This window comes from Mycobacterium shunyiense (assembly GCF_058270075.1).
This window is the reverse complement of the sequence record NZ_JBZDPU010000040.1, coordinates 639,714-657,921: the sequence shown is the minus strand read 5'-3', so window position 1 is coordinate 657,921 and position 18,208 is coordinate 639,714. Positions and strand designations below refer to the sequence as shown.

Here is an 18,208-nt window from a genome sequence, read left to right as displayed (position 1 = left end):
CAGATAGCCGGGGCGACCGGCTCAGCCGCGTAACGCCGAAACCGATTTCACCAGGAGATCGGAGGTGAACGCGGTATCGAGCGCAGGATTGGGCGAGCCGGGATCCGTGACGACGGTGATGAACACGTGGTAGTCAGCACCCTCGGAATGCAGATCGGCGGTGAAAGTGTCGGCGTGAGATCTGGTTTCGGTGCCGCCTTCGACGACGGTGGTGACGGCGGTGGACATCCCCGCGGTCACCGCGCCCTCGATCCCCGGAGCAGCAACGGGCGTGACGATACCGGTGGAATGTCCGCCCGACACGCTCCACTGTTCGCACGTTCCTTCGGCGTCGGGATCGGGCGCGTCCGCGCCGGGATGCCCCGCTTTTTCTTTCGCAACGGCCGCGTACACGATGCCCCCGGGCCCCGAGGCCGACCAACCCCGGCCGGGTTCGGTGTCAGGGGCGGCTGCCGCTGCGCACCGCGCCGGGGCGGCGGTCCAGTCCGGCCCGAATCCCCACAGCGACACCGGGGTCGCCCGTGGGTCGATGGCCACCACTTCGTAGCCGGACGGCAGCTCTTGGCGCACCCGGTCGATGCGGGCCGGGTTCACGGTGGCGGCACCGGTGGTCTGAGGCGACGAAGTTCTCGACGTCGGTTGCGGCGCCGGCCGCGGCCCGCATGCCACCCCACAGGCCAGGGTGCACACCAGGAGAACCGTCGGGACGGCGAAAAGGCGCACGGCGTTTTGATACCACAGCACCGGGTTTGCTGTCGAGGACGGTCGCAGCGCCCTTTGTCAACTCGTTTTTCGGGCCTGAAAACACGACAAGTGTTGCGATACAGCGGAATTTAACCGTCGCGCGAGTAGTTGTCGCCTGTAGGACATCCACGATCATGAGGGGCAGAACAGGTGTACGCACTGACTGGAGCTGTGCTGGCCGGCAGCGCTCTGTCTGCCCTGGCCCTGGGTTTCCCCGCCGCGGCCCCCGCCTCGCCGTCGGGGGTAGGGTCCGCGCAGGACACCGCCGACGAACTGGAACGACAGGGTTTCGACGTCATCATCTACCGGGTCGGTACGGCTGCTCTCGATCGGTGCACCGTCTCGTCGGTCCGGCCGGCGCAGATTCTGCAGCGGACGGTGTATCTGTCCGCAAATTGCTGAGGGCCGCCCAGCCGGTCACTCCGTCGAACATTTCACTGTGCAAAAGATGGCGGCCCAGGACTGGGGCTTCTGCCAGCTGATGCCCAGGAAAGCGTTTATCGTGCAGATCAGTTGCGCCTCGCCGGGGCGTCCAACCGATTGGAGACCGATGACCACCTCAATGCGGGCCGGTGGAATCGCCATCGCTGCTGTCGCACTCGGGGTCGCACTCGCCGGCTGCGCCAGCAAGACAGTGTCGGGCACCGCGACCGAGGCCCCCGGTGCCACCGGGACCAGTGAATCCAGCGCCGCCCCAACCAAGACCAAAGCCGATGACAAGGACAGCCCGACCGGGCACCAGTACACGATCGTGGACTACATCCGCGACAACAACATCACCGAAACCCCGGTCCACCAAGGTGATCCGGGCACACCCACGTTGGAGCTTCCGATTCCCGAAGGCTGGACGGATGCAACCTCGTCGGCTCCCGAATGGGCCTGGGCCGCAATCGTATCCACCGATCCGGCGTTCGAAGCAGATCCGCCGTCCATCATCGCGCTGATGTCCAAGCTGACCGGCGACGTCGACCCGGCCAAGATCCTGGAGTACGCACCGAACGAGATCAGGAACCTGCCGGGTTACGAGAACCAGGGCGACGGGTCCGCGGGCCAACTGAGCGGATTCGATTCGTACCAGATCGGTGCCACCTACGTGAAGGACGGCGCCACCCGCCTGATCGCTCAGAAGACGGTGGTGATTCCTGGATCCGACGGGCTGTTCGTCCTGCAGTTCAATGCCGATGGCACCGAGGATCAGATGGGTCCGTTGATGGACGCCACCTCGGCGATCGACGAGCAGACGGTCATCACGCCGTAGTCACCTGCCGGGAGAAGGCCGACGCCGCAGCCATCTGCTCACGCGTCGGCCGCACTCCCGTGTACCGCTCGAATTGTTCGGCGGCCTGGAGCGCGATCACTTCGGCGCCGGTGATGACCGGCACGCCGGCCGCCCGGGCCGCGGTGATCAACGGCGTCTCGGCAGGCATCGCCACGACGTCGACGACTGCGCCCGCCGCCGCGATGGTGGCCGGTTCGAACGCACTACGGTGTTCGTCGGGTCCGTCTGCCATCCCGATCGGGGTGACGTTGACCAGGATGGGTGCCGTCAGGGTGCCCACCTCGGGCGCGTAGCCGTAGCCCAGCGCGTCGGCCAGTGCGCGCCCCGTTTCGGGATTGCGCGCGACCACCGTCCCGTTCCGAAAACCTTTGTCCCGCAAGGCCGCACCAACCGCCTTGGCCATGCCGCCACTGCCCCGGATCAACACCGCGTCATCCGGGTTCAACCGCTCGACGAGTTCCTGCACCGCCAGGTAGTCGGTGTTGGAGGCGACGAGACGGCCCCCGGGCACCGACAGGTCGTTGACGATCGTGTTGACCGCATCGATGGCCCGCGCCGACGGTTCGACCTCGTCGACAAGGTCGATGACGTCCTTCTTGAACGGCATCGACACCGAACAACCTCGAATGCCCAAGGCCCGCACGCCACCAATCGCCGCGGCGATATCGGTTGTGGTGAAAGCCTTGTAGAGGTAGTCCAGTCCGAGTTGGTCGTAGAGATAGTTGTGGAACCGGGTGCCGATGTTGCTGGGCCGGGCCGCCAGCGAGATGCACACGCGCGTGTCTTTATTCAATGGTGGCCTGCGGCTACGCGCCGGCAGCGCCTCACTCACTGACTCACCGCCCGGATCACCTGTCGGGTCGCATCCCGGATCTTGGCCGCCAGTTCAGGTTCCAGGCCGATCGTGTCGACAGCGGGCACCGCCACGTCGGTGAGCACCACCCCGAGATCCTCACGCTCCCATACCGCGCCGAGCCGGTCCAGGATGCGTCGCATCGCGTAGTTGTCGCTCAACACCCGGGCGGTAAAACGTTTTATCCCAAGGTAATCGGCGGAAACCACCAGGGCATCCATCAGAAACGTGCCGATGCCGCGGCCCTGATAGTCGTCGCCGACGGTGAACGCCACCTCGGCCGTCGTCGCATCGTGCCCTTCGCGGACCACGCGGGCGTCTGCGACGACAGGACCCAACGCACCCTCGGTCATCACCCAGACGAAATGGTCGGCGTAGTCGACCTCGAAGAGGTACTCCAGCAGCGCCTTGGTCGGCTTGCGCACGGACTGGAAACGCCGGTAGAGGGTCTCACTGGAGAACTCGACCGGCCCGTTCAGGGTGCGTTCGACGTCGCCGGGCAGTACCGGCCGCAGATAGAACCAGTCGCCGGTGCGCATCTGTACCGGGATCGGTGTGATGAACGCGGCCAACCGTTGGCGCGCGATGCGCACCATGCGGTCGAACATGCCGGGTAGGTGCAGGATGACTTCGAACGCGTCGCGGTCACCCACCCAGCCCGTGACCGGTTCGAGTGCCGTCACGGTGGCGGTGCGCGACGCATCGCGCAGTAGCGCGATCTCGCCGATGATCAGACCGGGCTCCAGATCGGCGACGACGGCCTGACCGTCGGGCCCGTCATGGACCACCCGGGACCGCCCGGAGGCGATCAGCATGAACGTCAGCGCCGGATCCCCCTGCCGGATCAGCACCTGGCCCGGCGCGGCCGACAACGGCCGCAGCAGGGCGGTCAGCGGTGCCAGGACGGACGGCCGGCATCCGGCGAAGAATTCCAGCGCCGCCAGGTCGTCAGCACTGATCTCGCTCAGATCGGCCACGCCCCCAAGGCTACGACGCCACCGCAGGCTCAGTCAGGGCTTGGCGAATCCGGCCTTGGCGAGAGCCTTTTGACCGGCCTCACCCGTGACCAGGTCGACGAAGCGGTGTGCCAGGTCAGCGTGCTTGGACTGCTTGAGCGCGGCGATCGGATAGGTGTTGACCGCCTGGGCGGCCTCGGGGAATGCGATGCTGCTCACCTTGTCCCCGGCTCCGGCGGCGTCGGTGACATAGACCAGGCCGGCGTCGGCCTGCCCGCTGGTCACCTTGCCGAGCACGTCGGTGACCGAGGTCTCCTCACTCACCGGGGACAGCGTGACGCCGGTGGCCTTCTCAACCTTTTCGGTGGCACCGCCGCACGGCACGGGCGGTGCGCACACCACGACGCTGGTATCCGGCTTGGCCAGGTCGGCGAAAGTCTTGATGCCCTTGGGGTTTCCCGGAGCGACGGCGATGGTGAGAGTATTGGTCGCGAAGTTGACCGGGCCTCCCTCGACGAGGTCCGCGCTCACCGCCTTGTCCATGTTCCGGGTGTCGGCCGAGGCGAACACGTCGGCGTCGGCACCCTGGGTGAGCTGGGTGACCAGGTCCGAGGATCCGGCGAACGAGAACTCCACGGAGCTCCCCGGGTTGTCGGTTTTGAACTGCTCGCCGATCTCGGTGAACGCGGATTTCAGCGACGCGGCGGCGAACACGGTGATCGAACCGCCGCCGGCGCCGGAGGGGGGAGCCGGGGCCGATTGCGTGGCCGAACTGCAGCCACCGATCAGGGCCATTGCTGCCACCCCGGTAAGTGCCAGGGCGAACATCCGGGTTCCGGTCATGACTTTCCTTTCGGGGTTTCCACGATCACGGTCGTGGCCTTGACCACGGCGACGGCGACACTGCCGGGGGCCAACTCGAGTTCACGCACCGACTGGCTGCTCATCAGCGACACCACGGTGAACGGTCCACACTGCATCTCGACCTGGGCCATCACCTCGTCGGCGATGACATTGGTGACCAGCCCGGTGAAGCGGTTGCGTGCCGAGCTGCCTATGCCGAGCGGATCCTTTGGCGCCGCAGCGGCGTTGGCCCGCGCGAACGCCGCCAAAGCCGCCCCGTCGATCACCTTGCGGCCGGAGCCGTCGAGGTGGGAAGGCAGGGATCCGTCGTCGATCCAGCGACGCACCGTGTCGTCGCTGACCCCGAGCAGTTCGGCGGCCTCACGGACCCGGATCTCTGGCATCGCGTCAGCGTATCGACACCTCGAGCCTCCAACAACCGCAAATACCACGCAATCGCGCCATTGGGCCCGCAGGTGCGGGTCTTGACCGACACATCCTCAAATGCTAAGCACGTGCTCAGCATTCACGACAGCTGACGAAGGGGAACCACATGGCGCTGCAGACAGTTCTGGACGACCTCCGCGACCGACCGGGTACCGGCGAGACGATTCCGGTCATCGATCCGGCGACCGAGGAGCAGATCACCGAGTTCCGGGACTGCGGGCCGGAAGCGGTCAACGAGGCCGTCGCCGCTGCGAAATCGGCCTACCAATCCGGGGTTTGGACCGACATTCCGGCCCGCCAGCGCGCCAAGGTGCTGTGGCAGCTGGGCGATCTCATCGACGAGCACGCCAAGGAATTCGCCGAGCTGGAATCGCTGGACGCCGGCATGCCGCCGATGCAGGCCGAGATGATCGTCTCCACCTGCGCCGAGTTCTTCCGCTACTACGCGGGCTGGTGCACCAAGCTCAACGGCAGCAGCTACCAGGTGCAGATGGAGGGTGGCGTCAACAGCAATTACTCGAACCTGCACGCGTACACCACCAAGGAGCCGTACGGCGTGGTGGGCCTGATCTATCCGTGGAACGGCCCGCTGTTCAATGCCTGCGCCAAGATCGCCCCGGCTCTCGCCGCCGGCTGCTCCAGTGTCGTCAAGCCGGCCGAGGAGACCCCGTTGTCGGCCGTCTTGCTGGAGCGGCTCATCGGCGAGGCCGGCGTCCCCGACGGGGTGGCCAACTTCGTGATCGGTTACGGCGCCACCGCGGGCGCCGCGATCACCGCGCACCCCGATGTCGAGAAGGTCGCCTTCACCGGCTCCACCGAGGTCGGCAAGCAGATCATGCGGGACTCGGCGGACAACTTGAAGAAGGTCACCCTGGAGCTGGGCGGAAAATCACCGGTGCTGATCTACGAGGACGCCGACCTCGACATGGCGATCATGATGGCCTCGATGGGCATCTTCGTGCATTCCGGGCAGGGCTGCGTGTGCGGATCACGAATCTTCGTGCAGCGCAGCGTGTATGAGCGTGTTGTTCAAGGCATCTCGATGATCGGCGAGAACCTCGTCCTGGGCGGCCCCAAGGATGAGGGCGCCATGATCAGCCCGCTGGTCAGCCAGAAGCAGCTCGACCGGGTGCTGGGCTACATCGACCAGGGCAAGCGTGACGGTGTCGAGATCGTTTCCGGCGGTTACCGACTCGACCGCAAGGGTTACTTCGTCAAACCCACGGTGCTAACCAATGTCGACCCGGCCACCAGCCGACTGTACAAGGAAGAGATCTTCGGACCGGTCGTCACGATCCTTCCGTTCGACGATGACGACGAAGCCATCGCGATGGCCAACGACACCGACTACGGCCTGGCCGCCACCGTATGGACCACCAACCTGGCCCGTGCACACAGCGTGGGCAGGCGCCTGCAGGCCGGCATGGTGGGGTTGAACTGTCAGCTGACGTTCGACCACAACGTGCCGTTCGGCGGTTTCAAGCAGTCCGGAGTCGGCAAGGAGTTCGGCTACGAGGGCATCGACGGCTACCTCAAGACCAAGTCGATCTGGGCGCAGCTGTAGCGGACGAGCGTTCGGTTACACCGAGAACCGGACGGCGGCGAGCTCGAGGGCCTTGCCCTCGAGCCGCTGCCCCAGATAGATCTCGGCCTGCATGAGCCGCTCGCAGTACCACCGGATGTCCTCGGCGTGCTCTCGCGATGCGGTGTACCGCGTCGCCATGGTGGCCACGTCGATGCGCCGAGTGTCGCGCACCTTCAGATCCTCCGATACCTGGAAACCGTCGTCCTCGGCCGCGGTGATGGCGTCGAGCACCTGCCCCACTGCCAGGCGGATGTCCCGGCAGCCGTTCTCGGCGATCTCGGAGGCCTCCCGCTGAATGTCGCCCTGCCTGCGGACCACGACGGTGTCCGCGCTGACCCGCTCCCCCGCGGCTTCACTGGCGTCGCCGGACCACTCGGCACCACCGGGGGCGTGCACGTTCTGCCGGTGCCACTCGAACAGCGCTTCCGACTCGGCGGCCGATTGACGCCAGCGGGCCGCAGCTTCCGCCAGATACGTTGTGTCCCAAGCTTCCAGCTGAGAACGAGTCAGGTCTCCACCAGTAGGACCGGTGCCGGACGGATCATTCACATCAACTCCGCCAGACCCCCGGCGTGTTGCTCATCGACCGCGTCGTACCGCTGCGCGGCCGCAGACAGGTCCCCGGCCTGCGCACTCACGCGACTCGACTGGGAGGTCCGCGCTGTGCTCACCGCCCCGTCCATCGCGACGACACCGGTACTGCTGGGGTAGCCCCCGGCATCCGGACGGGCAGGAGTCAGCCTCAATTCGGCAGCGATCATCTCGCTGCTAGTGGCCCCCGCCCTCAGCGCCCCCGGGTCCACTCTCAGATCGTTTGCCATAGCAATCCCCCAACTGGCCAATCTGCTCCCCGAGGCTAACCGAATCGGCTGGGTTGAGCCCAGGGGCTGAGCAAGTATGCCATTGCGAATGGGCGTCGACCAAGAGCGGGTTCGGCGTGTGCCGGTCACCCGTTGGTCATCAACCGGCCATCGTCAAGCCTCCACTGACACTAAGGACTTGGCCAGTGATGAAGCTGGCATCGTCAGAAGCGAAGAAGGCCACCGCCTTGGCGACCTCCTCGGGTTCGGCGAGCCGACGGAACGGGATGGCCTTGATCAGTCCGTCCCGGACCTTGTCGGGAAGCGAATCGAACAGCGGGGTGTCGGTCGGTCCAGGGCAAACACAGTTGACGTTGATCTGGTGGCGCGCCATCTCACGCGCCAGTGACTTGGTGAATGCGATGACCCCACCCTTGGTGCCGGCGTAGACGGTCTCCCCCAGACTGCCCACCCGCCCTGCATCGCTGGCAATGTTGACGATCTTTGCCGTTTCTCCCTTGGCGAGGATCGGTTCGAGGAACGCGTGGGTGAGGCGGACCGGTCCGAGGAAGTTCACCGCGACCAACGACTGCCAGAGCGCATCGTCGTTGGACATGAACGGCTCGACGCGGTCGAAGCCCGCGGCATTGACGATGACACCCGGCAGTCCGTGCGCCGCCGACACCTCGTCGCGCAGTGTGCTCACCGCCGCCGGATCCGCCAGATCGACCACGTGGGCGGTGGCGCCGGCACACGCCTGCACGGTCTGCGCCAGGCCCGCCTCGTTGCGGTCGACGGCGGCGACGGTGGCGCCGTCCGCCGCCAGATCTATCGCGATCGCCCGGCCGATGCCCGAGGCGGCACCCGTGACAACGGCGACTTTGTTGTCGAATCGCACTATCTGGCCTCTCGATCTGCGGTGATATCTGCGGTGATGTGGACTCTATGGCCACTATCGGGGCACCGACACAGAAAATCAACCATCGGGTCGACAATTGACTTACTTGGTCGAAAAACCGTAGCTTCGGTTGAATATGACGCACGCTGCAGTGTGTGCAGACGGAAGGGACTACCCGCATGGATTTCTCTGATTACCAACAGCTGACACTGACCCGTCGAGAAAACGGCGTCCTGCTGATCACGCTGGACCGGCCGGAGAAGTACAACGCGGCCGACGAGGGCATGCACACCGAGCTGGCCAACATCTGGAAAGACGTGGCCGCCGATCCACAGACCCGGGTCGCGGTGATCACCGGCGCAGGCAAGGCCTTCAGCGCAGGCGGCGATCTGGCCATGGTCGAGCGGATGGCCGGTGACTACGACCGGGTGTCACACATGCTGTCCGAGATGAGCGACCTCGTCTACAACATGATCAACTGCGACAAACCGATCGTGTCCGCGATCAACGGTGTCGCCGTCGGCGCCGGCGCGGTGGCGGCCCTGCTCGCCGACGTCGCGATCATCGCCGAGGACGCCCGAATCGGCGACGGACACGTCAAACTCGGCGTGGCCGCGGGCGACCATGCCGCCATCATCTGGCCGCTCCTGGCCGGGACCGCGAAGGCCAAGTACTACCTGATGACCGGCGAGATGATCGGCGGCGTCGAGGCCGAGCGAATCGGGATGGTCGCCAAAGCCCTTCCACGCGAGGAGGTTCTGGACGAGGCGCTGCGGATCGCCGACAATCTGGCCACCGGCGCCCAACAGGCGATCCGGCTGACCAAGCGGGCACTCAACAACTGGCTGCGCAACGCCGGCCCGATCTTCGACCAGTCCGCGGCCTACGAGATGCTGACTTTCCTCGGTCCGGACGTGGTGGAGGGCTACACCGCGTTGCGCGAGAAGCGCGCGCCACAGTTCCCGTCGGCGCAGTCCTGACGTCAGTAGAACAGGCACAGAGCACGGTCGACGATCGCGGCACGCAGTTCACCGCGATCGTCGTCGTGCAGTCCGGGTCCGATCCACACCGAGGATTGATTCAGGACGCCGTGCAGGCACTGCAACGCGACATTGACTTCGGGACAAGTGAATTCACCGTCGGCGACACCGCGTTCCACCACCCGGCGGAACACCGCGTCGTGGCGGCGCCGCATGTCTTTCATCGGCTCATCGAAGACCTGCGGCCACCCTCGCGGCCAGGAGAACACCGCGGCCACCTCGGGCGCGGTCTCGGTGAGGATGCGGATCTGTTCATCGATCACGGCCGCCAGGTGTTCGCGGGCACCTACCTCTCCGAGCGCCTCTTCGCGCGCGGCCAACCGCTGCAGCACTTCCTGGGTCAGGGTCTCCAGCGCGGCGGCCACCAGCGCATCCTTGGACGAAAAGTAGTGGTAGAGCGTGGCCTTGGCGATGTCGGTCTGCTCGGCGACATCTTCCAAACTCATGCCCTGGTAGCCGGAGTCGGTGAGGATTCGGGTGGCAGTCTTGACGATCTCAGCCTTGCGCCGGTCACGACGACGTTCCACGCGACTGGAACCTGCGGGCTGATGCTCCACTCGCCCATCCTAACCAGGGTGGGTCGACTACTCGACTGAGTGGACGAACTATGCCGGCGGGGCGGCGATCACCGAGAGCAACTGCAGCTTCTCGTAGCTCTCGCTGCCCGGTGCTGCGGTGTAGACCAGGAGTGAGTGGCACTGATCGGGGTCCAGCAGGATCTGGCAATTGAGCTCAAGGCTGCCGACGTCAGGATGCTGATAGCGCTTGACTTCTCGCGGTCTGATGCCGACCTCGTGTCGATCCCAGAGAACCCGGAACTCCTCGCTCTGCGCGGTCAGCAGCTCGGCGAAACGTGCGGCCGTGGACCCCGGCCCACGCAGCGCAAGCACTCCTCGAAGGCCGGAGACATACATCCGCGAGTAGAACTCATGATCTTCGCGCGGGTAGATGTCACGCACGTACGGATCGGTGAACCACCGGTACCCGATACTGCGGGAGGGACCTGTGTGTCGGCACAGGTCGCCGACGAGGGCCACACCGAGCGGCGTCTGCCTTAGCGTCTCCCCCAGCTCGGTGACGATCTCGGCCGGGGTGTCGGTGAGCCGGTCGAAGATCCGCAGCATCCCCGGGCTGATGTGATCGCTGCTCGCCCCACGGACCGGCGGTTGATGTCCGGCCAGACGGAAGAGGTGGTCGCGCTCGTCAAGGGACAGGTGCAGCCCTTGCGCTATCGAGGCGATCATCTGCTCCGAGGGCTGTGGGCCGCGTTCCTGTTCCAGGCGCGAGTAGTAGTCCGTCGACATGTGACACAGCGCGGCGACTTCCTCCCGACGCAACCCCTGGGTACGGCGGCGTAGTCCACGCGGGAGTCCGACGTCCTCCGGCTGCAACGCCCCACGCCGGCCGACGAGGAATTCCGCCAGTGCGGCACGATCGATCATGGCTGTCATTTTCTCCCGGACCCGGCCGCTTAACCACGGATCGTCAGACCGTGGATACGGCGGAGTCCGGTGGGCACTCTCGAACACATGCCAATCGAATACGACATCACACTCGACGACCTGTCCGGTAAGCGAGCCGTGGTGACCGGCGCGAGCGACGGCATCGGCCTCGGCATCGCAGCACAACTCGCCGCTGCAGGCGCCGAGGTGATCATGCCGGTCCGGAACACCCGCAAGGGCGAGACCGCCGTCGCCGCCATCCGCGAACAGCATCCGCAGGCGAAGCTGTCGCTGGAGGACCTCGACCTGTCCTCCTTGGCCTCGGTGGCCGAGCTCGGCCAGAAACTGTGCGCGGAAGGCACTCCCATCCACGTGCTCGTCAACAACGCCGGCGTGATGACGCCGCCTGACCGGCAGACGACCTCCGACGGATTCGAATTGCAGTTCGGCACCAACCATCTGGGTCACTTCGCGCTCACCGCCCAGCTCTTGCCACTACTCAGAGCCGGGCGCGCCCGGGTGACGTCACAGACCAGCGTCGCCGCCCGCAGCGGCGCCATCAACTGGGATGACTTGAACTGGGATCATTCCTATGACGGCATGGCGGCCTACCGGCAGTCCAAGATCGCGGTCGGGCTGTTCGGGCTTGAGCTCAGCCGTCGCAGCGCCGCCGCGGGTTGGGGGATCACCAGCAATATCGCTCATCCCGGTATCGCGCCGACCAGCCTGCTGGCGGCACGCCCGGAAGTCGGGCGCGCCAAGGACACCTTGGGGGTGCAGCTGATCCGCGGGCTCTCTGCGCGAGGTCTCATCGTGGGCACCGTGGAGAGCGCGAAGCTGCCTGCGCTGCTGGCCGCGGCGTCAGCCCAGGCGAAGGACGGCGCGTTCTACGGGCCCCAGTGGCCGGGGCACGTCGGCGGTCCTCCCGGAGCGCAGAAACTCTGGAAGCCTCTGCGCGACAGCGCGAACTCCGCCCGGCTGTGGACGGTGTCCCAGGAGCTCACGGGTGTGTCTTTTGCGTCGGACTAGGCACGCTCCAACTCGCCATGATGCTCATCGCTTGCGCGGACGGCGAATTCGGTGCGGCGGTGTATCCCACGAGTGGCAGTCCCGGTGCGGCGGTGACTTCGAAGACGTTGTAGGTGAGCGTGACCGAACCGCTTGACGCCGTGCCGGTGTGCGGTCACGCTACCAACTACTTCGGTGTGCATCCCGAGGTTCCGATCGAGTCGTTCGACAAACACGTCACGTGATCGGCGGCCCTGTGACGAACGTGTAGGTTGTCGACACGAAAGTCGCGAATCCTGCCCGAAAAGCTGCACTTTCGTCACAGGGCCGCAGAGGTGACACCTGGCACTAGGTCGGCGAAATCCGGCCACGTGCCACCTGCGCCGCCCCGTTGCCGGTGACCAGCCACAGCGTGGCGAGTTGCGCGATGAAATCGTCGAGGGTCAGATGCACGTCGCCGTTGACGAACGCCAGGATGGCATCGGCAGTCCCGCCGACGATGAACGCCGGTGCAACCTGCGCCAGCGGATCGGCTTCCAACTCGACCCCGTGCACGGTGCGTCCGTGATCTATCAGTACGTCGGTCAGCCGGTGCATGACCGTCGTGCGGTGCGCATCGAGCTCGAGCGACGCCGCGACACCCCCGAGTAGGACACGCGCGCGACGCGGGTCGTCCACGAGTGCCCGCACCGCAGCAGCCACACTCGCCAGGGCCTGGACCTCCAGTGGCTGCTGCGCGGCCGCATCCGCTGCTGCCACGGTGGCGCTGCGTACCTCGTCGGCGATGTCATCGACGACCGCGGCCGACAAGCCGTCGATATCGGTGAAGCTCTCGTAGAAGTACCGCTTGTTGAGACTGGCTGCGGCACAGATCTTCTCGACCGTTACGCCCCGCCATTCATTACGCGCCATCACATCGATCGCCGCATCCAGCAGGCGCTCGCGCCGTTGCCGGCGGCGGACTTCAGCTGATTGGCCTCCGTAGGCGCGATCGGTCGTTGACACCACCTCCACATTCTGGCACGGTTCGGTACCAGATATTAGGCACGATTCTGTACCAGATGCTCGAGAGAGGCGCTCATGGCCACCGCAGACACAACAGCGCACGACGCCAACCGCACACCGGACGCCATCAAGGGGTCGGTATTGAACGACTTGCGCGAGCTATCGCTGACCTCACCCGTCCTGGCATCCCGCCAGGGCTGGGACTACCTGGAGGACCTCGGAAAGACCGGACGGCGTGACCAACTCGCCGCACTCTTCGAACGCGGGCAGGCCCCCGAAGGGCCACACGGCGCGCTGGAAGGGCTGATCGTCGGCAACCTGTTCGGCATCCCCGAGGCGTATCTGGCCAATCCGCTACTGAAGATCGAACCGACCTGGCGCGGAAAGACGTTCGACACCGCCACCGGCTTCAACCGCCTCGCCCCATTGTCCAAGTACGCGATGCGGGTGATAGCACCCCTGTATCGCGGACTCCGCCGGGCCGGATCCGAGATGGTGGGATTCGAATTCACTCACAAAATCGACACTGCGGCCATACCGCCTTACATCAAAGTGCGCGCGCTGGACTACAGCCCGGCCGAGTTTCGAAACCCGAGCGTTCGCACGTTCCCGATCAAGCGGACCCGCGACGAAATCGTGGAACTGCTGCCCGGCCTCTATCTCGGGCGCGCCCTGCTCAGAATGCACAGCGGGGAAGTCCGGCTCATCGCATACTTCGCATTGCGTGAGTTCAGCGACGAAAGCGCCGGCCGGTGATCGATCTCGCCGGAGCCGTCGTATGCATCACCGGGGGCGCCCGCGGCATCGGTCGAGCCACCGCGGTGGCTCTGGTCGAGCGGGGCGCGAGGGTGTGGATAGGTGACGTCGACGCCGATGCAGCCACCCGCACCGCACATGAGATCGGGGCCAACGCCGCACATCTCGACGTCACGGACGCTGCGAGTGTGGCGGCGTTTCACAGCGCTGCCCGCGCTGACGGACCGGTGGCGATGTTGGTGAACAACGCCGGCATCCAGCACATGGGTCCGTTCGTCGAACAGAACCTGCTCGCCTACCACCGTGAGATCGCGGTCAATCTGACCGGCGTCGTCAACGGCATGCACGAATTCCTTCCAGGCATGCTCGAGCGCGATCACGGCCACATCGTGAATGTCGCGTCGATGGCGGCCAAGGTGACGACTCCTGGAATGTCGGTCTACTGCGCGACCAAGTATGCGGTGGCGGCATTGTCGCGGGCCGTCCGCGCCGAAATCGCCCACACCGACGTCACCGTCACTACGGTCATGCCTACGGCAGTCCACACCGACCTGACAGCAGGAGTCACACTTGATCTTCTTCCCACCCGCCAACCCGAGCAGATCGGAACCGTCATCGCCGACAGCGCACGAAGCCCCGGACGCGAAGTCACCGTCCCGAAATGGTTGTCGCCGTTCGGGTTGCTGGAGGAGGCCACGCCGGAGCCGGTGATGCAACTGTTCAAACGACTTGCCACCCGAAACGAGCCACCCGGGCATTTCGATGCGGACCGTCGCCGCGACTACCTGAACCGAATCAACCGATGACGATCTTGGCTGCCTGTCTCACCTCCCCGGTGAATAAGCACCGCGTCCAAGCCTTCGGCGCTGCCGTCACCTCCAGATTTCCGAGCGGTGACCGCCCACTCGCCACACCGCCACCGGGATCGAATCTCAAGCCGGTCATGGGCAACTACGGTTTCCCGTTCCTCGGCCACGTGTTGAGTTCCCTGGCCGACCCGCTGTCCTTCGCCCGGGATCGGTACGAGCGCTACGGACCGGTGTCGTGGGCCGGCGGCGTCGGCTTTCGCGTCGTCGGCCTCATGGGCCCTGACGCCTTGGAAACCGCATGGATCAACCGGGACAAGGTGTTCTCCAGCACCCGCGGCTGGGCGCCGGTCATCGGACCGTTCTTCCACCGCGGAATCATGTTGCTCGACTTCGACGAACACCGCGATCACCGCCGCATCATGCAGCAGGCCTTCACCCGCAGCGCGCTGGACGGCTACCTGGAACTGATGCGGCCCAGTATCGATCGCACATTGCGGAATTGGCCGTCGACACAAAACCTCCCGTTCTACCCGTCCATCAAGCATCTGCTGCTCGAGCAGGCCGCCGAGGTGTTCGTCGGCACTCACCTCGGCCCCGAGTCCGACCAACTGTCAGCCGACTTCCACGACACGGTCCGCGGCGGGCAGGCACTGGTGCGGGCGGACGTGCCCGGCGGTGTGTGGGCCCGGGGGTTGCGGGCCAGGGAGCGGCTCGAGCGCTACTTCGCTGAACAGGTTCCCGACCGCCAGCGCGGCGACGGCACCGATCTGTTCTCGATGTTGTGCCGCAGCGAGGACGAGGACGGCGCCCGGTTCACCCAGGCCGACATCGTGAACCACATGATCTTCCTGCTGATGGCCGCACACGACACCACCGCCATCGCGCTGTCCATGCTGACCTATGAACTGGGCCGAAACCGGCAGTGGCAGGACGCGCTTCGCGAAGAGGCGCTCGCTCACCCGAACGATACCCCGACCGTTCTCGACCTCGATGCCTATCCCCTGCTCGACGCCGCCTTCAAGGAGATCCTGCGGATGTACGCGCCGGCCGGCGCACTCTTCCGCCAAACGGTTCGCGATACCGAGATCCTCGGCCACTTCGTCCCACGCAAAACCCAGGTGGCCATCAATGTCTATGCCTCCATGCGTCTTTCCGACTGGTGGCCCGATCCGGACACCTTCAACCCGGAGCGGTTCGTGGACAACGCCGCATCTCGTGCCGCGGTGAGCCGCTACGTGTTCGCGCCGTTCGGCGGCGGAGCACACAAGTGCATCGGCCAGCAGTTCGCCGACATGACCGTCAAGACCACCATGCATCAGATGCTGCGCCGGTTCGAGTGGAACGTGCCTGACGATTACCGGCCCCAGCTGACCTGGGGTACCGGGCCGATGCCGGCCGATGACCTGCCGATCAACCTGCGGGCGCGGGTGCGGCGCTAACGCTCGTGTGCGTAGACCGGCAGCGACATCCATCGTGGATAGAGGATTGCCGGGCCCAGCCAGCGAGCAACGAAGCGGCGTAATGCAACTCCCCCGCGCGGCACCTGACCGGGATCTGTCAGCATGGATTGCACTGTGCGCAGAGTCATCTCGGCAAGTTCGCGCAGGGCGGTCTCGTCGAAGCCGTGAAGTCTCCAATCGACATCGAGTCGGTGAAAGACGGACAAGCAGAAGGTGATTGCCGTGTCGGAAGTCAGCGAGGTGACGGGTTCGCCGCCCTCTCGACGGGTCAGTAGATTCTCCAGCTGCGGATCGCCGGCGAGGGTCTCGATTCCAAATGACACGCTTTCGACCACTGCGATGACCGGGTCGCCGACGCCGCTGACCTGATCCGCGACCTGGTCGATGAATCCGTTGACCGCACGCATTGCACTGGCGATGAGCAGCGCGTCGGCGTTGGGAAAGTAGCGGTACACCGTCTGGCGAGTGACACCGAGTCGGCGGGCGACGTCGGCGAGACGTATCCCGGCTCCATGCTCGGCAATCTCCTGATCTACCGCAGTCAGGATGCGCGAGATAGCTTCCTCGTCCGATGAGGGCGTCGAACCCGCCCAGCCACGACTACGCATTCGCCGCCACCAGCCTGTCGCTGGTGAATTCAATCGGAAGAGTTGTGGGACCGGTCATTCCGAGCACCGATTTCCACGGAGCCGGCCCGACACGATGGGGGGTGGTGAGGCGGCGGGTGAGGACTGTGAGTGCTTCCGCCAGTTCCCGGCGCGCGAGGTTCGCCCCCAGGCAATAGTGCGCGCCACCGCCGAACGTCAGAATTGCGGGAACGTCGTTGCGCGCGATGTCGAAGCGGTCAGCATCGTCATAGATGGCCGGATCTCGATTGGCGGCAAAGGTGTTCGCGAGTACGAAGGTGCCCGCCGGGAACAGATAGCCACCGAACTCGACATCCTCGACGGCGGCTCGCGGCACGATACAGGCCGCTGGCGAGTGGCGCATGCTCTCCTCGACCGCCTGCATCGCAAGTTCCGGATGGTCGCGCAGCTTCGCCCATTGGTCCGGATGCTCGCAGAGCACCTGAACCGATGCCGCCAGCTGGTTTCGCGTTGTGTCCGTTCCCGCCATCAGGAACCCGGCCACCAGCATGCGGAGTTCGTCGAGATTCAGCCGGTCGCCGTCACTTTCGGCGCGAATCAGCTCGGACAGCAGATCGTCGGTCAGATTGTCCCGGCGGGCGGCAACCATGCCGTCGACGTAGTCGTCGAGTTCGCACCATGCACGCATGATCGTGGACTCGTCGAAATTGGCGTCCGGCTGAAAGTTGAGGGCTTTGAAGACCTCCTCGGTCCAGTCCGCGAACAAATGCCAGTCCGCGCGAGGCGCACCGATCAGCGCGCACATGATCGGGGTGGGATAGGGACGCGCGATGTCGGTCACGACGTCGCACTGCCCGGCGTCGACCACTCGATCGATCAGCCCGTTCACCACGTCGTGGATCGTGTCTTGAAGGCGTGATGTCGCGCGGGGAGTGAACGCCTTGGAAACCAGCTTGCGCAACCGCACATGTGGTGCACCGTCCAGGCCCAGGAGGCTGCCCACCATCTTGTCGAACAAGGGACCAGATGTGATGCCCTGGACCGCCAGAGTGATACCGGGCGGGAGGCGGAACCTGTTGTCACGCAGTATGTCGCGAGCCAGTTCGTAGGACAGGATTTCCGGACCGAGGGGCCCGATGGCGATAGGCGCGCGTGCCTGCGCCGCTCGGACATCTTCGAGGATGTCGTGCGGAGTGGCGGTGAGGCTGTAACTGAGGGTCGGCAGCCCCGCGTCGAAGACGTTGGGAGCCACGCTGTTGACGTTCATCGACGTTCCCACCTTCCGCGAGGCCCATATCGGGCCCTAACCGACATATTTGCCACAACCGTATGACCAACAGCATCTGAGCGTCAACAATCTGGAGCATTATCCCTGTACAGGCAGTCCATCAAATACCTAGACCATGCGATGACCATACGATCTTCTGAATTATGTCCGCTTAGTGCGCCGCAGCACGGGTGAAGGTCGGATTGATCTTCAAAGGGCGACGGGGACGGACGCGGAGGCGTTACTGTGGGCCGCCCACAAACCAGAAATGGCAGATCAGTTGCCTGACCTGCCATTTGAGAGTGGAGGCAATAGGAAGAAACTCGAACCTTGCTCACCTGTCAAGAAAGTGGTGTGACCTGCGAGAACGGATTGCCGAGTCATCACCTCGACCAGCGCCACTGTCGAGACGCGGCCCAGAACGCCGCT

21 protein-coding genes are annotated in these 18,208 nt (G+C 65.2%); 8 read left to right on the top strand and 13 right to left on the bottom strand.

The annotated features are described in order from the left end of the window. Positions 1-21 precede the first annotated feature (21 nt). A complete protein-coding gene (locus AC4ELH_RS33745) occupies positions 22-723 on the bottom strand; it encodes a DUF5642 family protein (RefSeq protein ID WP_498889225.1) in 702 nt (233 codons plus the stop codon). Between the two features lie 171 nt (positions 724-894). Here AC4ELH_RS33745 and AC4ELH_RS33740 point away from each other — a divergent pair, with 171 nt between their 5' ends. Together AC4ELH_RS33740 and lpqN are read left to right on the top strand one after the other, a co-directional pair. Continuing rightward, positions 895-1,146 (top strand): hypothetical protein, encoded by a 252-nt coding sequence (locus AC4ELH_RS33740; RefSeq protein WP_498889223.1) that lies wholly within the window; start codon positions 895-897, stop codon positions 1,144-1,146. A gap of 148 nt (positions 1,147-1,294) precedes the next feature. After that, on the top strand, positions 1,295-2,002 hold the full coding sequence (gene lpqN, locus AC4ELH_RS33735; RefSeq protein ID WP_064881252.1) for an envelope biogenesis lipoprotein LpqN: 708 nt from the start codon (positions 1,295-1,297) through the stop codon (positions 2,000-2,002). Here the strand turns inward: lpqN and AC4ELH_RS33730 are convergent. The 4 genes from AC4ELH_RS33730 to AC4ELH_RS33715 are packed head-to-tail and all read right to left on the bottom strand — an operon-like array spanning position 1,992 to position 5,079. Next, complete coding sequence (locus tag AC4ELH_RS33730) at positions 1,992-2,843, bottom strand: shikimate 5-dehydrogenase (protein ID WP_498889536.1); 852 nt, start codon at positions 2,841-2,843, stop codon at positions 1,992-1,994. The two genes, lpqN and AC4ELH_RS33730, sit on opposite strands and share 11 nt — an antisense overlap. Before the next feature lie 8 nt (positions 2,844-2,851). Next, positions 2,852-3,853 carry an acetyltransferase Pat gene (pat, locus tag AC4ELH_RS33725; protein WP_064881248.1) on the bottom strand — a complete coding sequence of 334 codons (1,002 nt, stop codon included), beginning with the start codon at positions 3,851-3,853 and terminating at the stop codon, positions 2,852-2,854. Positions 3,854-3,886: 33 nt separating this feature from the next. Then, positions 3,887-4,675: a molybdate ABC transporter substrate-binding protein gene (gene modA, locus AC4ELH_RS33720; RefSeq protein WP_448442018.1), complete on the bottom strand. Its 789-nt coding sequence runs from the start codon at positions 4,673-4,675 to the stop codon at positions 3,887-3,889. Beyond that, positions 4,672-5,079, bottom strand: coding sequence for a TOBE domain-containing protein (locus AC4ELH_RS33715; protein ID WP_064881244.1), 408 nt, complete (start codon positions 5,077-5,079; stop codon positions 4,672-4,674). Before AC4ELH_RS33715 ends, modA begins: the two co-directional genes overlap by 4 nt. A 149-nt stretch (positions 5,080-5,228) precedes the next feature. Between AC4ELH_RS33715 and AC4ELH_RS33710 the strand changes: the two genes are divergently transcribed. Continuing rightward, the gene (locus tag AC4ELH_RS33710; RefSeq protein WP_448442016.1) at positions 5,229-6,686 is read left to right on the top strand and encodes an aldehyde dehydrogenase family protein; all 1,458 of its coding nucleotides are present in this window, start codon (positions 5,229-5,231) and stop codon (positions 6,684-6,686) included. 15 nt (positions 6,687-6,701) lie between these two features. On the opposite strand, the gene AC4ELH_RS33705 is transcribed toward AC4ELH_RS33710, so the two are convergent. The 3 genes from AC4ELH_RS33705 to AC4ELH_RS33695 form a co-directional block, all read right to left on the bottom strand. Continuing rightward, on the bottom strand, positions 6,702-7,256 hold the full coding sequence (locus tag AC4ELH_RS33705) for a hypothetical protein (RefSeq protein WP_055117017.1): 555 nt from the start codon (positions 7,254-7,256) through the stop codon (positions 6,702-6,704). Further along, complete coding sequence (locus AC4ELH_RS33700) at positions 7,253-7,528, bottom strand: hypothetical protein (RefSeq protein WP_064881240.1); 276 nt, start codon at positions 7,526-7,528, stop codon at positions 7,253-7,255. The genes AC4ELH_RS33705 and AC4ELH_RS33700 overlap by 4 nt, the downstream gene beginning before the upstream one ends. Positions 7,529-7,667: 139 nt before the next feature. Then, complete coding sequence (locus tag AC4ELH_RS33695) at positions 7,668-8,405, bottom strand: SDR family NAD(P)-dependent oxidoreductase (protein WP_498889218.1); 738 nt, start codon at positions 8,403-8,405, stop codon at positions 7,668-7,670. Positions 8,406-8,584: 179 nt separating this feature from the next. Here AC4ELH_RS33695 and AC4ELH_RS33690 point away from each other — a divergent pair, with 179 nt between their 5' ends. Next, positions 8,585-9,385, top strand: a complete 801-nt coding sequence (locus tag AC4ELH_RS33690) for an enoyl-CoA hydratase/isomerase family protein (protein WP_064881236.1) — start codon at positions 8,585-8,587, stop codon at positions 9,383-9,385. Positions 9,386-9,387: 2 nt separating this feature from the next. On the opposite strand, the gene AC4ELH_RS33685 is transcribed toward AC4ELH_RS33690, so the two are convergent. Continuing rightward, on the bottom strand, positions 9,388-10,002 hold the full coding sequence (locus AC4ELH_RS33685) for a TetR/AcrR family transcriptional regulator (protein WP_498889216.1): 615 nt from the start codon (positions 10,000-10,002) through the stop codon (positions 9,388-9,390). A gap of 48 nt (positions 10,003-10,050) precedes the next feature. Further along, a complete protein-coding gene (locus AC4ELH_RS33680) occupies positions 10,051-10,887 on the bottom strand; it encodes a helix-turn-helix transcriptional regulator (protein WP_498889214.1) in 837 nt (278 codons plus the stop codon). 87 nt (positions 10,888-10,974) lie between these two features. Between AC4ELH_RS33680 and AC4ELH_RS33675 the strand changes: the two genes are divergently transcribed. Further along, positions 10,975-11,916, top strand: a complete 942-nt coding sequence (locus AC4ELH_RS33675) for an SDR family oxidoreductase (protein ID WP_498889212.1) — start codon at positions 10,975-10,977, stop codon at positions 11,914-11,916. 327 nt (positions 11,917-12,243) lie between these two features. On the opposite strand, the gene AC4ELH_RS33670 is transcribed toward AC4ELH_RS33675, so the two are convergent. Then, the gene (locus tag AC4ELH_RS33670) at positions 12,244-12,903 is read right to left on the bottom strand and encodes a TetR/AcrR family transcriptional regulator (protein WP_498889210.1); all 660 of its coding nucleotides are present in this window, start codon (positions 12,901-12,903) and stop codon (positions 12,244-12,246) included. Positions 12,904-12,975: 72 nt separating this feature from the next. Here AC4ELH_RS33670 and AC4ELH_RS33665 point away from each other — a divergent pair, with 72 nt between their 5' ends. From AC4ELH_RS33665 to AC4ELH_RS33655, 3 genes are read left to right on the top strand one after another with little or no spacing between them, the layout of a single operon-like run. Next, complete coding sequence (locus AC4ELH_RS33665; RefSeq protein WP_498889208.1) at positions 12,976-13,656, top strand: hypothetical protein; 681 nt, start codon at positions 12,976-12,978, stop codon at positions 13,654-13,656. Continuing rightward, positions 13,653-14,462 (top strand): SDR family NAD(P)-dependent oxidoreductase, encoded by an 810-nt coding sequence (locus AC4ELH_RS33660; protein WP_498889206.1) that lies wholly within the window; start codon positions 13,653-13,655, stop codon positions 14,460-14,462. The genes AC4ELH_RS33665 and AC4ELH_RS33660 overlap by 4 nt, the downstream gene beginning before the upstream one ends. Beyond that, the gene (locus tag AC4ELH_RS33655; protein WP_498889204.1) at positions 14,459-15,904 is read left to right on the top strand and encodes a cytochrome P450; all 1,446 of its coding nucleotides are present in this window, start codon (positions 14,459-14,461) and stop codon (positions 15,902-15,904) included. Before AC4ELH_RS33660 ends, AC4ELH_RS33655 begins: the two co-directional genes overlap by 4 nt. On the opposite strand, the gene AC4ELH_RS33650 is transcribed toward AC4ELH_RS33655, so the two are convergent. After that, complete coding sequence (locus tag AC4ELH_RS33650; protein ID WP_498889202.1) at positions 15,901-16,533, bottom strand: TetR/AcrR family transcriptional regulator; 633 nt, start codon at positions 16,531-16,533, stop codon at positions 15,901-15,903. The genes AC4ELH_RS33655 and AC4ELH_RS33650 overlap by 4 nt on opposite strands. Beyond that, a complete protein-coding gene (locus AC4ELH_RS33645) occupies positions 16,526-17,779 on the bottom strand; it encodes a cytochrome P450 (protein WP_498889200.1) in 1,254 nt (417 codons plus the stop codon). Before AC4ELH_RS33645 ends, AC4ELH_RS33650 begins: the two co-directional genes overlap by 8 nt. Positions 17,780-18,208: the final 429 nt, after the last annotated feature.